The following is a 14,742-nucleotide window of genomic DNA, read 5'->3' on the forward strand; positions in this document are numbered from 1 at the left end:
GAACGCCGCGCGAATTCAGCACGGCAATGTCCGATCAAAACCACAGTGAGCTGCACTGTGTCGGCCGCGAGGCGGGTGAGGCCACAGCCGACGTGACGCCCGGTTCGGACGGGCCTCGAGTCGCCAAACCTCGTTTGCCAGACACCGTGGAATGCGGGTCGCGTGATACGGTTTGCTGTAACGATTTACCGGCGCGACCGCGATCCGGCCTGCGGTCGCGCCGGGAATGACTTACAGCAGACCGTATGAGTCACCTCACGTCGCGGTCCGTTGGCGGGCGGACCGCGATCGGTCGACCGCGTGAGCCGAACTTAGACGGCATCACGACCGGTTTTCCCGGTGCGGATCTGGGTCGCGCCCTCGACGGGCATGACGAAGATCTTGCCGTCGCCGGGTTCGCCGGTTTCGGCGCCGTCGCGGATAGCGTCGACGACCTCCTGGGCCGGGATGTCCGCGACCACGCACTCGATCTTGACCTTCTGGTGGAGGTCGACCGTGTACTCCTCGCCGCGCCACTGGCCCTTCTTCGCGGGCTGTGAGCCGCGACCGGAGACGTTGGTGACGGTCAGCGACGGTGCGCCGGCTTCTGCGAGGGACTTCTTGATCGCTCCGAGGCGGTCCGGGCGGACGATCGCGGTGACCATCTTGATCTCGCCGTCGTTCGGCTCGCCGCCGTCGGCGCGAATGATCTCATCGCTGCCGCCGTCGGTCGCGACGTCGGGCTGTCCGAACTCGGGGTAGGTGTCGACGCCGTGTTCGGAGACGTCGAGGCCGTCGCGCTCGTGTTCGGGCGAAACGCGGGCCTGTCCCACGGCCTTCAGCGCACCGAAGACCAGAGCGGTCATGACGACCGTCCAGACGGTGATGGCGACGACGCCTGCGAGCTGTGCGATGAACGCATTGGCGACGCTATCGACCATGCCCGGAGCGGCCACGAACGGGAACAGCAGCGTTCCGAGGACGCCCGCGGATCCGTGGACGGGGAAGACCGCACAGACGTCGTCGATCTTCAGGCGCTGCTCGACGAAACTGAAGACGATCGGCAGCTGTGCGCCGGCGAGCAGACCGACGACCAGGGCACCCCACCACGCAGTGACGTCGGGGATTGCAGTAATGCCGACGAGACCGGCCAGCAGGCCGTTCGCAACGTAGAGCGTGTCGACTTTGCCGGTTTTCAGGAGGGCGACTGCGCCGGAGCCGATGGCGCCCATCGCCATCGCTAGCGTTGTCGTCAGCACAACGCGGCCGAGGACGGCTGCGTTGAACACCATCTCGCCGTCGGCGTTCTCGACGAAGATCGAGGCCGTCCCGACGTTGAACCCGTACCAGCCGAAGGCGAGCAAGAGCGTTCCCAGCACCGCGAACGTCATCGAGTGACCGGGAATGACGTTGACGCTCCCGTCACTGTTGTACCGGTCCATGCGCGGACCGAGTACCCACGCCGCGGTGAGCCCGGCGATGCCGCCCATGCCGTGGACGATCATCCCGCCGGCGAAGTCCTGGAAGCCGGTTCCGACGTACTCGAGAATGTACCCACCGGACCACGTGATCCCAGTGACCACCGGGTAGATGACCGCCGCTAGCAGGACGGTGTACGCGACGTACGCGCGGAGTTTCGCGCGTCCGGCGACGGCACCGGAGACGATCGTCGCCGCCGTCATCGCGAAGACGGCCCCGTAAAACCAACCGCTGGCCCACGAACCGGGATCGTTACCGGCGATCCAGGTGAATCCGCCCCCGCCGACGAAACTGCTCACACCGGCTCCGACGAGGAAGAACGCGACGACACCGACCGACCAGGTCAGCAGGTTCTTCGTCAGCTGGTTGGCGACGTTCTTCGAGCGAACCTGACCGGCCTCCAGCATCGCGAAGCCCGCGTGCATGAAGAAGATCAGGAAACACACCACCAGGATCCACGTGTAATTGAGCGCGTCGACGAGGACGCCAACGTCGGCGACCTCTCCGGACTGCAAGAGCGTCGGCTCCATCAGGCAGCCACCCCCGTTCCCGTCGTTTTGCTACCGATACGTTGTAGACGTATGTCCATGTATGAGTCGTTCGAGCGCATGGTTGTCTTCTGAATCACGTCTGATGTCGATGGACTAGCTGCATATAAGGGTTAGCGTTGATGAACGTCGAATAATGAGCGAGTAATAGGGACAACCGAACAAATCTAAAGGTGATCTAATGTGTATAAGGCAATTCGATCTTGCGGATTTTTCGAGCCGTGGTTATATATTCTCTCTTTGTAAACCCGGAAAAACTCGAGGGGATTCGGATCGTCTCCGTAACGACCCATTACACCCCTCGAACAGCACAACACGGCTCGCGCGCGGTAGATGTTGCCAGTTGTCCGTCATCGCTGGGCGAGGTATGGACGTTCGTTCGAATGTCACCGGCTGCTCGCGCGGAGTCGGTCGGTTCGACGGTGCGCTCGCCGATTCACCCTCGGCTCGGCCAGGGTCGTCCGGCTATCGACCGCCGGTCAGCCCTTCGGCGACGTCCTCCGCGAAGTAGGTGAGAATTAGATCCGCACCGGCCCGCTTGATCGAGAGCAGCGACTCGAGTGCCGCGTCCTCGAGGTCCAGCCACCCCTTCTCGGCGGCGGCCTGTAGCATGGCGTACTCGCCGGAGACGTTGTAGGCCGCGACGGGGTGGTCGAACTCCCGGCGAATTGCCGAGACGATATCGAGGTACGGAAGGGCGGGCTTGACCATCATCACGTCGGCGCCCTGCTCGGCGTCGAGTCGGACTTCCCGCATGGCCTCCCGCGAGTTCGCGGGATCCATCTGATAGTGACGGCGGTTCCCGAAGGAGGGGGCCCCGTCCGCAGCGTCCCGGAACGGGCCGTAGAAGGCGCTCTCGTACTTCGCCGCGTAGCTCATGATCGGGACGCGTTCGAACCCCGCTTCGTCCAGCGCCGATCGGACGACGCCGACCATCCCGTCCATCATCCCGCTCGGTGCGACCATGTCCGCGCCCGCGCGAGCGTGCGAAACGACGATACGCTCGAGAGCCTCGAGCGTCGCATCGTTGTCGACGGTCAGCGTCGGTTCGCACGCGGGCCCGTCCGCCTCGACGATGCTGCCATCGGTTCGCAACTCTTCCTCGAGCGGCCCGCAGTGGCCGTGGTCGGTGTACTCGCAGAGGCAGACGTCGGTGATGACGTAGGCGTCGGTCTCGCTCGTGACTCGACGTAGCGCCTCCTGAATAACGCCGTCCTCGGCCCAGGCGCGGCTCCCCTCGGGGTCTTTCGACTCCGGAATGCCAAAGAGCATGATCGCCTCGACGCCCGTCTCGAGGACCGCCTCGACGCGATCGACGATCCCGTCGATCGGGACCCGCTCGTGGCCGGGCATCGACTCGATCGGGACCCGCTCGTCGGTCGTGGCGTCGACGAACACCGGCGCGATCAGATCGGACGGCTCGAGGCTCGTCTCGCTGACGAGGCCGCGAACCCGGTCCTGTCGGAGCCGCCGGGGGCGATGTGTGAGGTTCATAGACGTGTATTCGACGGGAGTCGCAAAAGCGATGCGCTCCGGCCGGCGGTCGGACTCGAGGCGGCGGCTGCCGGTAGCAGTATCCTCATCCGTCAGGGTCGGTGACTGCCTGATGCGATCGCGTCCCGGCCCCCGGGAGCCGCGACCGACGGGTGAACTCGAGTAATGCGCTGGCGATACGAGGAGACGGTCCTGGCGATGTGTACGCTCGCCTTCCTGGCGACGATGGCCGCCAGGCTGGTGATCAGCCCGGTCGTTCCCCGGATCACCGCCGAGTTCGGCGTCTCGAACTCGGTGATCGGGCTCGCGCTGACGGGGATGTGGACGGCGTACTTTTGCTCGCAGTTCCCCAGCGGCGTTTTCGGCGACCGGTTCGGCGAGCGCCGCGTCATTCTGGTCGCCGTCGGCGGGACGGCCGTCGCGAGCGCGTTCCTCGCGATCGCACCCCTGTTCCCCGTCTTCGTGGTCGGCACCATCGCGCTCGGGGCCGTCGCCGGCCTCCACTACAGCGTCGCGACGTCGCTGCTGACCCGGACCTACGACGAGATCGGAGCCGCGATCGGCGTCCACAACAGCGGCGGTCCCCTTGCGGGACTCGTCGCGCCGCCGATCGCCGCCTGGGTCGCCGTCCGGTACGGCTGGCGGGCCGCGATCGCGGTCGGTGCGGTGGTCGCCGTCCCCATCTTCGTCCTGTTCGCCCGCTCGGTCCGGCCGACCGCCCCCCAGCGGCCCGACCAGCCGATGGCCGAACGGTTCGAACTCGAGCCGGTCGTCGAACTGCTCTCCCGGCCGGAGATCGCCTTCACGTGCGCGCTCGCGATCCTGGGCGACTTCGTCTGGCAGGCGACGTCTTCGTTTCTGCCGACCTTCCTCGTCGCCCACCGCGGCCAGTCCGCGACGACGGCGAGTCTCGTCTTCGGGGGCTACTTCGTCGTCCAGGGGATCACGCAGGTCGGTGTGGGTTCGGTCTCCGACCGCTACGGTCGTGACGTGACGACGGCGGCCTGCATGGTCCTCTCGGTCGCCGGCTTCGCGCTGTTCGTCGCGGTTCCGGGGACCGTCGCGGTCGCGGCCGGCGTCGTGCTCCTCGGGATCGGCCTCGGCTGGGGTGCAGCGCTACTGCCCCGCTTCATGGACCACCTCTCGCCGGCCGAACGCGGCGCGGGATTCGGTCTCGTACGGACCGTCTACGGCGTCGTCGGCGCGCTGGGCTCGGTCGTCACCGGAGCCCTGGCGGATCTGTTCGGCTGGGGAGTCTCCTTCGGGTTCCTCGCCGTGTTATTGGCCCTCGTCTTCGTCGCGCTGGCCGTCAACTGGGCTCTCTCGCTGGGTTACTGATCCGAACTCCGCGGCTCGGACGTCGTTGTTACGGCCGGAGCACACGTCCCTGTATTCCCGTTGAACTCACAACTGGCTTATGTGTTCTCAGGGAGTAGATTGCCCCATGGAAGCAGCGTCACGGCGGAAGGGTGCAGCACGATGTACGGACTGCGGAAGAGCGATGGCAGTCTGGCTCTCTCCCGGCGAGATTCGACCGATCGGCAGCGCCGACGGCTGTCCCTGTGGGGGAGACTCCTTTCGCACGTTTTCCTGACCGCCGTATAACGGCGTGGCGGTAGAAAGCCGCGTTCTTTCCCCCGTTCTGACTGTGTGTCAACCGTGTCGAACGCCGAGGAAGCAGTGACAACCCTCGAGGAACTCGGGCTGACGAAGTACGAGTCTCGGTGTCTCGTGGCCCTGGTCCGAATCTCGAAGGGGACTGCCAAGGAGATCAGTCAGGTCGCGGATATCCCTCGCTCGCGGGTGTACGATACCATCGAGCGCCTCGACCGGAAGGCCCTGGTCAGCGTCCAGCAGACCGAACCGCGCCAGTACAAAGCCGTCCCAGTCGATACGGCCTGTCGACGGCTTCGCGAGGACTTCGACTCGCGGATCAACGCCGCCGAGAACGCGCTCGGCCAACTCGAGGAACCCGATTCACAGGACGACGAGGGAATGTGGGAAATCACGCAGAAAGAACACGTCACCGAGCGCGTCGTCCTTTTCCTCGAGGACGCCGAGGACACCGTCCACTACCTCGTTCCGGCGACCGAAGTCGTCGATCAGGAGATCCGCTCGGCTCTCGAGTCGACCGCCGATCGCGGCGTCGACGTGTACGTCGAAGTCCCGACCGAGGACGCTCGCGAGACGTTCTCGGCGGCGGCTCCGAGCGCGGAGGTCGTCGTTGTACCCGCCCTCCAGACGACCAACAACGTCCAGGACGAGTGGCCGGCGCAGTTGCTCATGGTCGATCAGGAAGCGATCGTCGCGGCCGGAATCCAGGAGAGCGATCTTCCCGACGTGGTCGACGAGATGGCGGTCTGGACTTACGGCCGCGATCACGGCTTCGCCGTCTGGACGCGCGAACTCCTCGACGACCGGCTCGAGAAGCGCGCCAAGGACCGAACGACGGACGAGTAGACTGCTGGCGGCCGCTCGCATTGCAGTGAGTACGCACTTTTAAGTACGTCCGCCATTTAATCTGTTAGCAATGGCCATAGACCCGCAATTCCACGAGAATCGCGACCAGGTCGACGAACACGAGGGGCACTCGGTCTGGGGTCCCGTCGACGAGCCCGAAGAACTCGGCATTCACGGCACCCACGTCGCGGTCGACTTCGACATCTGCATCGCGGACGGTGCCTGCGTCGAGGACTGTCCGGTCGACGTCTTCGAGTGGATCGACACGCCCGGCCATCCGGAAAGCGAAGAGAAGGCCGATCCCGCCAAGGAAGCGCAGTGTATCGATTGTATGCTCTGCGTCGATGTCTGCCCGGTCGACGCGATCGACGTCGACGCCGGCCGAACCGCATAACAGAACGCGAGACGATCCTATTCGGCGCGATCGACGTCGACTTTCTCCTTCAAGCTCTCGAGGCCGTCCGCTTCGGCGAGCTCCTGTAACCGAGTCCGGAAGTGCTCCTCGCACAGGCCGACCTTGAGTCCGTCGGACTCAGCGGCGAACGCAGCCTCGCGGTCACAGTAGTGGCAGTTCATACTCGCTCGTTAGGACTACGATGCATTGAACCCTCCGCTAGCGGTCAACGTTCGGAGTACCCGGCCGTCAGCTCGAGTCGCTCGAAGGCTCGTCGAGAGAGCCCGTCGACGCCGAGGCGCTCGTCGTGGGCGTCGCTGCCACCGGTCGGGAGCAGCTCGTCGCGCTCGATCGCTCGCTCGACGGGGGCGCGGTCGACCTCGCGGCCGTAGGGGTAGTGCAGTTCGACGGCATCGAGTTCGGCCGCGTGCGCGAGCGCGCCCTCCGGATCGCGGTACCGGAGCGGATGAGCCAGCGACACGAGCCGACAGGATTCGGCCAGCGCCGCCTGCCCCCGTTCGAACGACGGAACGTCTCGAGGGACGTAACACGGACAGCCGGACCCGATGACGCGATCGAACGCGCCCTGATAGTCGTACTCGGTCTCGGGATGTGCGTCGATCGCCCGCGCGATGTGCGGTCGTCCGAACCCGCCGTCGATCGTCACGTCGAGATCGATGCTCAGCCGCGATTCCACGCAGTCGACGATCGCCCGTCCGCGCTCGATTCGGTTTTCCTGGATCCGCTCGAGGATGGCCTCGAGGTCCGCGCTCGGCTCGAGACCGTACCCCAGCAGGTCGATCCGTTGCCCACCCGTCGTCTCGACGCGAAGCTCGATTCCGTGGATCAGCGTCACGCCGTCGCGTTCGACGACCGGCCCGTCGAACGGCTGTACCCGATCGTGGTCCGTCACCGCGACCACGTTGACGCCGCCGCGTCGAGCGGCGTCGGGGACCGCCTCGAGTGCGAGGCTGCCGTCCGAGCGCGTCGTGTGGACGTGCAAATCGGCATATGGCATACGGTATTCGAACGCCCCCGCTCTGAAAGGCGTTTCTCCGGGCTCGCTCCCGGGTTCCACGATCTCTAGGGTGATACTAGGTATATTAGGTATACAGTGCTACTAGGAAACATAGATGGACAATGTTTATAATTATCGTTCACGGAGGATAGGGTGTAATGCTGCTCAATGGCACCGGCGAGGTCATCGACGACCACGAGTACCCAGCGACGACCGAGGAACTGATCGAGGAGTACGGCGATCGAACCCTCGAACTCCCCAACGGCAGTGAGACGGTCGGCGATGTACTCGCCCGCCTCGAGTCCGAGACCTTCGAAAATCCGGAAGAGGCGCGTTTCGCCGTCTACTCCGCCGTCAGCGACAAGGCCGTCGGCCGCGTCGGCTACAGCGACCGCGACCCGACACCGGTCGGCAGCCCGTACACGCCCGACGCGGTTTCCTTCTAACAAACTTTTTACGCGGGGTCCTCGCTCGCTTCGCTCGCTCGAACCCCGCGCAAAAACTTTGATGAAAAAGGCCGAGCGCTCACTTCGTTCGCGCTCGGTGCAACTACTTGCACTCTCCACTGGTGGAGAAGCACCGTTAGCATCCGCGAGCGACCATCGGGAGCGAGCGGGCCGACGACTGATGTGGAGCGAACGCAGTGAGCGGAACGGAAGGAGGAGCGCTTTTATACTAAATTTTGCCGAGGGCGCGGCAAAGCCGCGCCCGCAGAGTAAAATTTAGTTGAAATTGTCGATGACCGGAATCCCGACCGTCTCGAAGTCCGTCATCGCCTCGAGTTTCCCGGTGACGTCCTCGAGTCCAATCGTCTCTGAGACGACCTTTTCTGGCTCGAGTTTCCCGGTCGAAACCATCCGGAAGATCTCGTCGTAGCGGGTCGGTGGCATCCCGAGCGAGCCGATGAACTCGATTTCCTGCATGACCATCGCGTCGGACGGGAGGGGTATCACTCCCTGTTCGTCCTGGGTCGTGAGACCGACCTGGATGTGCTGGCCGCGAGCGTCGAGACTCGAGACGGAGTTCTGGCTGGTCGTCGCGATGCCGAGCGCGTCCATTGAGACGTGAGCGCCGCCGTCGGTGATCCCCTGGACCTCGCCGGGGACGTCGTCGACGTCTTCCGCGTTGACCGTCTCGACCGCACCGAGTCCCTCGGCCTTCTCGAGTTTCTCGTCTTTGAGGTCGACCGCGACGACGTTGGCACCGAGCGCGTCGGCGATGTGAACCGCCGAGAGGCCGACCCCGCCGCAGCCGTGGATCGACACCCAGTCGCCCGCGCCGACGTCCGCGCGGTGGGCCAGCGCGTGAAACGAGGTCATGAATCGGCAGCCGAGCCCGGCCATGTCGACGGACGAGACGCCGTCGGGGAGTTCCACGAGGTTGTGGTCTGCGACGGGGACGTGGACCTGTTCGGCGAACGCACCCTGCGCTTGCTCGATGAACCCGAGCGGCATCACGTTCTCGCAGATGTTGGAGTGGCCGCGCTGACACCGCGGACAGGACCCGTCACCGAGGTTGAACGGGACGGCGACGTGGTCGCCCTCGCTGACGGTCTCGACTTCGTCGCCGACGGCGGCGACGCGGCCGGCGGGCTCGTGGCCGAGTATCTGGCCGGGTTGGGTCTCGAGGCCGAGCCACCCCCAGTCGCCCTGCCAGCCGTGCCAGTCGCTCCGACAGACGCCACACGCTTCGAGTTTGACGACGGCCCCGTCCGGCGCTGGCTCCGGCGCGTCTACCTCCTCGATCGAGAGCGGTTCGCCGTGTTCTTCGAGGACTGCTGCTCGCATGTGTGTGGCAGACTATGGCACGCTACAAATAGCTCACACTCCGTTGCAGCGACTGATCGAGAGCAAAACAGGGACGGCCGTCGTCGTCGTGTCGGCCGCGCTAGTCCAGAAATTCGATCGCATCGTCCAACTCGAGGGGCACCGACCCCTTCCGGTAGCCCTCGGCGTGGCCGTTCGGCCGGACGCGGTAGACGACTGCGGGTCGATGGCGAACGTCGGGCTGTTCGCCGCGGACGGCGGACCAGGCGTCGTCCCGAAAGCTCGAGCAGTCGACGAAGAGGGTCGCGCCGCCGCCGTGTTCGGCCAGTTGGCCGCTTGTCTTGGTCTCGGCAGTGTCGCGGACGGCGGCCACGGGTCCGGCCGCCGCGCGGTTCTGGGGCGGCTGGGGTCGCGTGACTTCGACGAGGACGTTAGTCTCGTCGCTCTCGGCCCGGAAGTCGAGCGAGTGACCGGTCGTGACCTCGATCTCCGGTACCACGTCATAGCCCGCGTCGGTGAGGAGTTTCGCCGCGATGAACTCCGCCATCGCGGCGCTCATTCGGACGCGGTCGACGTGGTTGCTGGTACCGAGTTTGCCCGACATGACGTGTCGGTACTCGTCGAGGACGCCGGTCTCGAGGAACTCCTCGAAAAAGCGGGTCGTCTCCCGGCGGCCTGCGTCGGGGAAGCCGGCGGCGTGCTCCCGGAAGAACGCGCGCGTCGAGTCGCGGCCGTCTTTGGACATGAACACCGGTAGGAAAAACCACGAGAGATGCGGGTAGTCGGCGAGCCAGGGGTCCTCCTCGTGGAGCGTCGCGGTCAGTTCGCGCTGGGCCCACCGCGAGACGCGATGGGGGACCTCCCGCCAGCCGAACTTGTCGGTCTTCCACAGCGCGGATGGCGTTTCCGTGTTGCCCATCCAGTAGGCGTCGCTGTCGGTGCGCGCGAAGAGGGCGATGTCCCCGTTTTGCATCTCGAAGCGGTGTGTCTGCCAGTCGCCGCCGATCTTGAACCACGGCGTGACGGACTGTGCGCCGATGTTCGACTGCAGCGGCTGGAGAATCTCGTGTTGTACTCGCCCGTCGCTCCAGGACTGGGGCGAGTAACGGAAGCGAAGCGGCCGTGCCACGGGTCACCGTAAGCTACGGCGACGCATATACTGTTCGTTGTCTGCCGTCACCATCCCTCACCGACCTCGACGGCTGGGCAGCCGTCCTCGCCGCCCCGCGTATTCGTCGTCGCTCCCCAATGGGGTGTGATCGACCGTTACATTAATAGTCGCACCACTCCTACCATGTTTACACTTACCATGTCAATGGGTGCCTATGACGAGGACGAGCACGAGCGTCGCGAACAACAGGCCTCGAAGGTCGATACCGATTTCGACGACGAGCGGACGATCTATCACGGCAAAGTCGAGTACGACTCCGGAGACTCCGCTGAAGCGTTGCTAGACACGTTCGAACAGATCAAGTCGGAATAGCGTAGTCGAGTCGGCCGTTCCTCCTTCCGTCGAAGAGCCGCTCAATCATGGCAGTAGTACTCACTCGAGGGCGTCCCAGCCCGGCGTTTCGGGCGCGCCGCGATCGGTTTCGATGTCGTCGGCGACGGCCGGTGACGGCACCGCACCACCGGCCTCCCGGCGGCGCTGGTACCACTCGCGGATCGCTGGCCCGGCCCACGACACGTCGTTTTCGGATTCCGATTCGGCATCTTCGCCCCCGAGCAGCCGCGCTTTCGCCCGATCGTAGTGGTGATCCGAGATCGCGAGCGTCCCCGGACTCGAGGCCGCGGCGACCGCGATCGCCTCGGCGCGATCTCGCCGCGTGAGCCCGCCGGCCGCCGCTCGGTCGACGACTCCCTCGAGGTTGGCCGGTCGCGGATGACAGAAGAGCTTTGCCCCGATCGCCTGCGGGCCCAGGAGCATGCCGTCGGGATCGTCGTGATCGGCCTCGAGCAGCCGGTCGCTGCCGAACGCGGACTCGACGCGTTCGCATTCGGTCTCCCGTGCGAGTGCGAGATTGTATTCGGGGTACGCGCCGCACTCGTCGGGATACAGCTCGCTCTCGTGGATCCGACACTGCAGCGTCGTCGGATCGAGGAAGACGCAGGTCGGCAGCCACGTCGGCTCCTCGCGGCCGAACGGTGCCACCGGCTTCGGCGGCTTCCGGAGGCCCACGAAGAAGACCGGTCGGCCCGCGATGGCGGCGACGCTCACCTCGTCGATCTCGACGCCCTCGGTTTCGTCTCGAGCGTGCCAGAACCGCGGCGTCAGGGCGTCGGCCATCCCCGCCTTGAGGAACGCACGAACCCCGTCGCGGGTCAGCGGAACGAAGGTGGGGTCGTCGTCGAGGGGCTCCCGGGGCGATGGCTCCGCGTCCTCGCCGCCGAACGGATCGAGCCGTCGCCGGTGTCTCCGTCTGGAGCCGTTCTCGGTCTCGTCTTCATCGTCTCGAGCGGCGGTCGATCCCGTTTCGTCCTCGAACAGCGATCGCCAGTCCATGCAGCAACCGGCACAGCCCTTGCAGTTCACCTCCATAGCCGGCGGTACGACGCTGTGGCCTATAACCGCTGTGCGGACTTTCGCCGTCCGAACATTTGCCACACGGCCACCTTGCATCGAGTAACCGATGCCCGGGAGAACGACTTTCATCGTTCGGCACCCACTGGCGCGTATGTCGAAGACTTCCTGTGACGGCTGCGGCCGGACAGTCACGGTCTCCGGCGGGATCGCCAACCTCTGGTCCTTTGGCACCGACGCCGGTACCGTCGGAACCGGGATCACGCTCGAGCTCGAGGACGGCTCGTCACATCTGCTCTGTTATCCGTGTCTCGAAGCGATACCCGACTATCCGACGACCGAAGACGTCGAGCGACTCGAGCGGGTCGACGACGAGACCTCGCGGATCGGATCGCTATAACCGAGACCGTGGCGCTATCGCCGAGGCCGTAGCGCTATCGCTGAGGCTGTGCACTATCGCTGCGGACGTGACGTCCTCCCGGCACTCCAGTTCGGGTCGGGACGAGCGCGAAAAATGGGGGTTTCGAGTGGAGGCGATGTGACAGGAACGGTGACGGCACCGGCCGTGGAACGCGTGAGCACGAGCGACGACCACGGCGCGACCGCAACCGCGAGCGGAAGGGGTGGGATTCGAACGCCACGGGGCAAGATGCCGCCGCGGAACCAGGTGGCACCGCGGTGCTCTACCGCTGAGCGACCCTTCCGCGTCTCCGACCGACGGCTGATATCGTATTTGTAATCGACCGGCTACCGAGCCGTCGTCCCGCTGGGGACTCTCGTAGGGCATCGATACTGACCGATAGCGGTCGATTTCGGTGACGCTCGTGATCGCATACGTGTCGGCAGATTCGCATCGGGAGCGACGGTCCGCAGCCTTTAGGACGCGGCCGCGCCGTGAGTCGAACGGTGAATACCGAGCGGATCTTCGAGGAGTTCCCCGCGCCGAGTTACCGCGGGACCCAACAGCAGGCCCTCCGCGACGTTCGCGACGCCTTCGCGGCCGGCAACGATGTCGTGCTCGTTCGCGCGCCGACGGGTAGCGGCAAGTCCCTGCTCGCCCGCGCGATCGCCGGCTGTGCACAGCGCGCGGACGAGGGCGACCCCAGCGACGCGACCGGTGCGTACTACACGACCCCGCAGGTCTCCCAGCTCGACGACGTGGCGGCCGACGACCTGCTGGCCGATCTCAACGTCATCCGGGGGAAATCCAACTACTCCTGCATCCTGCCGAACGAGCGAAACACGCCGGTCAATCAGGCCCCCTGCGTTCGCGAGCGCAGCTACGACTGTTCCGTCAAACATCGGTGTCCGTACTTCTCCGACCGCGCGATCGCATCGAACCGGGAAATCGCGGCGATGACGCTCGCCTACTTCATGCAGACCGCCGGCAGCGAGGTCTTCCGCAAACGCGACGTCGTGGTCGTCGACGAGGCCCACGGCCTCGCCGAGTGGGCCGAGATGTACGCGACCATTCAACTCGGGCCGCGGACCGTCCCGTTCTGGGACGAGCTGCGCGTCCCCGAGACGGACTCCATCGAGCGAGCCGTCCGCTACGCCGAGAGCCTCGCACAGACCTGTACGCGCCGCAAGGACGACCTGCTCGAGCAGGACCCGCTCTCCCCCGCCGAGGTACGCGAACGCGACCGACTCCAGGAACTCATCGGCGAACTCGAGTGGTTCGTTTCGGATTTCCGGGACCCACAGAGCCCGACGACGTGGCTGGTCGATCAGTCCGAGTCGCGCGGTCGTGACGCCGGCTCCGACGGCAGCGATGCCGATGGCGACGAACCGCAGGGCGGCCCGCTGACGATCAAGCCGATGAACCCCGAGAAGTACCTTCAGCACACCGTCTGGGATCGGGGCAACAAGTTCGCCCTCCTCTCGGCGACGATCCTCAACAAGGCGGCCTTTTGCCGACAGGTCGGACTCGATCCCGACGATGTCGCGCTGGTCGACGTCGACCACACCTTCCCCGTCGAGAACCGGCCGCTGTACGACGTCACGCAGGGGAAGATGACCTACGAGGAGCGCGACGAGACGACGCCGAAGATCGCCCGAACGATCGTCCGGCTGATGCAACACCATCCCGATGAGAAGGGGCTGGTTCACGCCCACTCCTACGACATTCAGGACCGGCTGGCCGACCTCCTCGCCGACTTCGGCGTCAGCGACCGGATCCGGACCCACGATCGCGACGGCCGCGACGCCGAACTCGAGGCCTGGAAGGCCAGCGACGAGCCCGACGTCTTCCTCTCGGTGAAGATGGAGGAGGCGCTGGATCTCAAGGGCGACCTCTGTCGCTGGCAGGTCCTCTGCAAAGCGCCGTTTCTCAACACCGGCGACTCGCGGGTGGCCCACCGCCTCGAGGAAGGGCAGTGGGCATGGTATTACCGGACGACGCTCCGGACCGTCATTCAGGCCTGCGGTCGGGTCGTTCGCGCGCCCGACGATTACGGGGCGACGTATCTGGCGGACTCGAGTCTGGTCGACTGCTTCGAGCGCGCCCGGGCGGACATGCCGGAGTGGTTCGAAGCGCAGGTCGATCGCATGACGCGCCCCGATCTCCCGACGTTCGAGCCGCAAGCGGCGCTCAGCGGGACGGCGTCGAGTGGCGGAGCCACTGTCGCTGACGGATCCTCGCGAACGGGACGAAGCGGAACGACGGATACCCAGCGTGGTGACGAGACCGATCGGCAATCGTCGCAGTCGCGACGGTCGCGGAAATCGTCCCGCTCGAGTCCGTTAGCCGATGTCTGGGACACGGGCGAGTAAGACCCTGTCACGCGGAAGTAGCAACGACTGTCTCGCGAGCAGTGGCTCTGGTGACCGGGGCGGCGAAGCTCTGATGATCGGTCCGGCGATAGTTCGGTGTCCGTGCGAGCACCTCGAGCGTCTCTCCGTCCGTTCGACCGACTAAAAGAGGGCCGTTGCGCCCCACGCCACCATCGAGGACATCATGAGGAACGCGAAGACGAGCGCGATGATCTGATTCCTGTTCATGGTCGGTGTCAGACGGCCCGCAACTATCAATGTCACGACCGAAGTCGGCGGGCCGACGCGGATCGCGTTGCAACGCGAGTCGT

The 14,742-nt window shown here is 65.5% G+C and carries 15 protein-coding genes and 1 tRNA gene; 7 read left to right on the top strand and 9 right to left on the bottom strand.

Going from position 1 to position 14,742, the window contains the following annotated elements; genetic code table 11:
- Positions 1–311: 311 nt before the first annotated feature.
- Both CP556_RS06915 and hemB read right to left on the bottom strand, forming a co-directional pair.
- Positions 312–1,988 (bottom strand): ammonium transporter, encoded by a 1,677-nt coding sequence (locus CP556_RS06915; protein ID WP_098724941.1) that lies wholly within the window; start codon positions 1,986–1,988, stop codon positions 312–314.
- Positions 1,989–2,471: 483 nt separating this feature from the next.
- Positions 2,472–3,500: a porphobilinogen synthase gene (gene hemB / locus CP556_RS06920; protein ID WP_098724942.1), complete on the bottom strand. Its 1,029-nt coding sequence runs from the start codon at positions 3,498–3,500 to the stop codon at positions 2,472–2,474.
- 165 nt (positions 3,501–3,665) lie between these two features.
- Between hemB and CP556_RS06925 the strand changes: the two genes are divergently transcribed.
- The 3 genes from CP556_RS06925 (at position 3,666) to CP556_RS06935 (ending at position 6,354) form a co-directional block, all read left to right on the top strand.
- On the top strand, positions 3,666–4,838 hold the full coding sequence (locus CP556_RS06925; protein ID WP_098724943.1) for an MFS transporter: 1,173 nt from the start codon (positions 3,666–3,668) through the stop codon (positions 4,836–4,838).
- A gap of 321 nt (positions 4,839–5,159) precedes the next feature.
- Positions 5,160–5,960, top strand: a complete 801-nt coding sequence (locus CP556_RS06930; protein WP_098724944.1) for a TrmB family transcriptional regulator — start codon at positions 5,160–5,162, stop codon at positions 5,958–5,960.
- 70 nt (positions 5,961–6,030) lie between these two features.
- A complete protein-coding gene (locus CP556_RS06935) occupies positions 6,031–6,354 on the top strand; it encodes a 4Fe-4S dicluster domain-containing protein (protein ID WP_098724945.1) in 324 nt (107 codons plus the stop codon).
- Positions 6,355–6,371: 17 nt separating this feature from the next.
- Here the strand turns inward: CP556_RS06935 and CP556_RS25870 are convergent, their stop codons facing one another.
- Together CP556_RS25870 and CP556_RS06940 are read right to left on the bottom strand one after the other, a co-directional pair.
- Positions 6,372–6,536, bottom strand: coding sequence for a DUF6757 family protein (locus CP556_RS25870; RefSeq protein WP_176548143.1), 165 nt, complete (start codon positions 6,534–6,536; stop codon positions 6,372–6,374).
- Between the two features lie 44 nt (positions 6,537–6,580).
- Positions 6,581–7,372 (bottom strand): PHP domain-containing protein, encoded by a 792-nt coding sequence (locus CP556_RS06940; protein WP_098724946.1) that lies wholly within the window; start codon positions 7,370–7,372, stop codon positions 6,581–6,583.
- A 158-nt stretch (positions 7,373–7,530) separates the two neighbouring features.
- Here CP556_RS06940 and CP556_RS06945 point away from each other — a divergent pair, with 158 nt between their 5' ends.
- Complete coding sequence (locus CP556_RS06945; protein WP_098724947.1) at positions 7,531–7,818, top strand: DUF5789 family protein; 288 nt, start codon at positions 7,531–7,533, stop codon at positions 7,816–7,818.
- Positions 7,819–8,094: 276 nt separating this feature from the next.
- Here CP556_RS06945 and CP556_RS06950 read toward each other — a convergent pair whose 3' ends face one another.
- On the bottom strand, positions 8,095–9,159 hold the full coding sequence (locus tag CP556_RS06950; protein WP_098724948.1) for a zinc-dependent alcohol dehydrogenase family protein: 1,065 nt from the start codon (positions 9,157–9,159) through the stop codon (positions 8,095–8,097).
- A gap of 100 nt (positions 9,160–9,259) precedes the next feature.
- A complete protein-coding gene (locus tag CP556_RS06955; protein ID WP_098724949.1) occupies positions 9,260–10,267 on the bottom strand; it encodes a DUF5784 family protein in 1,008 nt (335 codons plus the stop codon).
- Between the two features lie 180 nt (positions 10,268–10,447).
- Between CP556_RS06955 and CP556_RS06960 the strand changes: the two genes are divergently transcribed.
- Positions 10,448–10,621 (top strand): DUF5786 family protein, encoded by a 174-nt coding sequence (locus CP556_RS06960; protein ID WP_255291518.1) that lies wholly within the window; start codon positions 10,448–10,450, stop codon positions 10,619–10,621.
- 60 nt (positions 10,622–10,681) lie between these two features.
- On the opposite strand, the gene CP556_RS06965 is transcribed toward CP556_RS06960, so the two are convergent.
- Positions 10,682–11,677, bottom strand: a complete 996-nt coding sequence (locus CP556_RS06965) for a YkgJ family cysteine cluster protein (protein WP_098724951.1) — start codon at positions 11,675–11,677, stop codon at positions 10,682–10,684.
- Positions 11,678–11,813: 136 nt separating this feature from the next.
- On the opposite strand from CP556_RS06965, the gene CP556_RS06970 reads away from it, so the two are divergent.
- On the top strand, positions 11,814–12,059 hold the full coding sequence (locus tag CP556_RS06970; RefSeq protein ID WP_098724952.1) for a DUF7561 family protein: 246 nt from the start codon (positions 11,814–11,816) through the stop codon (positions 12,057–12,059).
- Between the two features lie 215 nt (positions 12,060–12,274).
- Here CP556_RS06970 and CP556_RS06975 read toward each other — a convergent pair.
- Positions 12,275–12,363, bottom strand: a tRNA-Gly gene (locus CP556_RS06975).
- Between the two features lie 202 nt (positions 12,364–12,565).
- On the opposite strand from CP556_RS06975, the gene CP556_RS06980 reads away from it, so the two are divergent.
- Complete coding sequence (locus tag CP556_RS06980) at positions 12,566–14,431, top strand: helicase C-terminal domain-containing protein (protein WP_098724953.1); 1,866 nt, start codon at positions 12,566–12,568, stop codon at positions 14,429–14,431.
- 141 nt (positions 14,432–14,572) lie between these two features.
- Here CP556_RS06980 and CP556_RS26585 read toward each other — a convergent pair whose 3' ends face one another.
- Complete coding sequence (locus CP556_RS26585) at positions 14,573–14,695, bottom strand: hypothetical protein (protein WP_255291420.1); 123 nt, start codon at positions 14,693–14,695, stop codon at positions 14,573–14,575.
- Between the last annotated feature and the right edge of the window lie 47 nt (positions 14,696–14,742).

This window comes from Natrinema sp. CBA1119, assembly GCF_002572525.1.
In the GTDB taxonomy this organism is placed as follows: Archaea; Halobacteriota; Halobacteria; order Halobacteriales; family Natrialbaceae; genus Natrinema.